Genomic DNA, 1535 nt, shown 5'->3' with positions numbered 1-1535 from the left:
GCCCCGCACCCGGCGGCGGTCCGCTGCAGGCGCTGCTGAACCGGGCCGCCGCGGCCCAGGTCACCGTCGACCGCCGGCCGCTGTCGGTCTATGACCAGATCGCCGGCACCGCACCGTTCACCACCGCACGCAGCTACCCGAAGGACACGACCTCGTGAGTGACCTCGTCGCCGACCGCATCCGGGCCACCGCCACCCGCCTCGGCCTGCCGCACCTGGCCCGCACCCTGGCGGACCTCACGGCCCGCGCCGACACTGAGGCCATGGGCTACCTGGACTTCCTCGACCTGGTCCTCGAAGAAGAACAAGCCGTCCGCGACGAGCGCCGCTTCCGCTCAGCGCTGCGCCTGTCGAAGCTGCCGCATCACAAGACCCTCGACGAATACGACTTCGCATTCCAACCCGACCTGGACCCACGCAAGATCCGAGACCTGGCCACCCTCGCGTTCGTGCAGGCCAAAGCCAACGTCGCCCTCCTCGGACCACCCGGAGTCGGGAAGACCCACATCGCCGTCGCCCTGGCCGTCGCCGCCTGCCGAGCCGGGTTCACCGTCTACTTCACCAGCCTCGACGACATGGTCCGCCACCTCACCGCCGCCGACGCCATCGGACGGCTGGCCCGCAAACTGCACACCTACCTACGCCCCAACATCCTGGTCATCGACGAGGTCGGCTACCAGCCCCTCGAACGCGCCCAAGCCAACCTCGTCTTCCAAGTGATCTCGAAGCGCTACGAGAAGGGCTCCACCCTGCTCACCTCGAACAAGAGCTTCGGCGAATGGGGTCAGGTCTTCGGCGACGAAGTCCTCGCCACCGCCATCCTCGACCGTCTCCTGCACCACTGCGACGTCGTCGCCATCAACGGACCCAGCTACCGACTCAAGAACCGCCTCACCGCCATCGACGGCCAAGCCAACGTCGCCTGAGCCCGGGCCAGGCCACGGTCATGCCTTCCGAGGACGAGGGCCTCGGATCCTGGAGAAGACCACCGCGTCAGCGCGACGACCGGGAAACGACAGGAAGCTGCGCAGCACGCCTTCCTGCTCGAAGGCAGCCGCGGTGAGAACCCGCCGGGACGCCTCGTTGTCCGGCTCCACCCACGCCTCCACCCGCTCCATGCCCGCGACGTCCAACGCCCACGACGACATCAGCCTCGCCGCACGAGTGGTGATTCCTCGCCGTCGCGCCGACGGGATGAGCCAGTAGCCGAGACCAGCCACCTCCGGCTGCGGCCGAAGCATGAGCACGACCGAACCGAGCCCTTGATCAGTTACCGCATCAGCGATCGCAAGCGAGACACCCTCACCGCTGGTGACTCGACTCCACTGCCGAGCGATGAACGCCCGCCCCGCATCGACCGAGAACACTCCCGGAACCGTCGTGGCCTCGACAATTCGCGGATCCTGGGCCGCGGCTCGAACACAGTCCAGATCATCCTCCCGCCAACGACGAAGACGAACAGCACCATCAGCAAGATCAACAGCAGGGTAGGTCAACGGCACCGAACCAAGCTACGCCACAACCCACCCCCGATAG

2 protein-coding genes are annotated in these 1535 nt (G+C 67.4%); one reads left to right on the top strand and one right to left on the bottom strand.

Annotated features, from left to right (window positions below; genetic code table 11):
* Window positions 1-154 precede the first annotated feature (154 nt).
* Window positions 155-925, top strand: a complete 771-nt coding sequence (gene istB / locus E1258_RS32550) for an IS21-like element helper ATPase IstB (RefSeq protein ID WP_132407810.1) — start codon at window positions 155-157, stop codon at window positions 923-925.
* An 18-nt stretch (window positions 926-943) separates the two neighbouring features.
* Here istB and E1258_RS32545 read toward each other — a convergent pair whose 3' ends face one another.
* Window positions 944-1501 (bottom strand): GNAT family N-acetyltransferase, encoded by a 558-nt coding sequence (locus E1258_RS32545; RefSeq protein ID WP_132407808.1) that lies wholly within the window; start codon window positions 1499-1501, stop codon window positions 944-946.
* Between the last annotated feature and the right edge of the window lie 34 nt (window positions 1502-1535).

The sequence above is a fragment of the Micromonospora sp. KC207 genome, assembly GCF_004348615.1.
In the GTDB taxonomy this organism is placed as follows: domain Bacteria; phylum Actinomycetota; class Actinomycetes; order Mycobacteriales; family Micromonosporaceae; genus Micromonospora.
The sequence above is the reverse complement of the archived record's forward strand: the minus strand, read 5'-3'. Positions and strand labels throughout refer to the sequence as shown.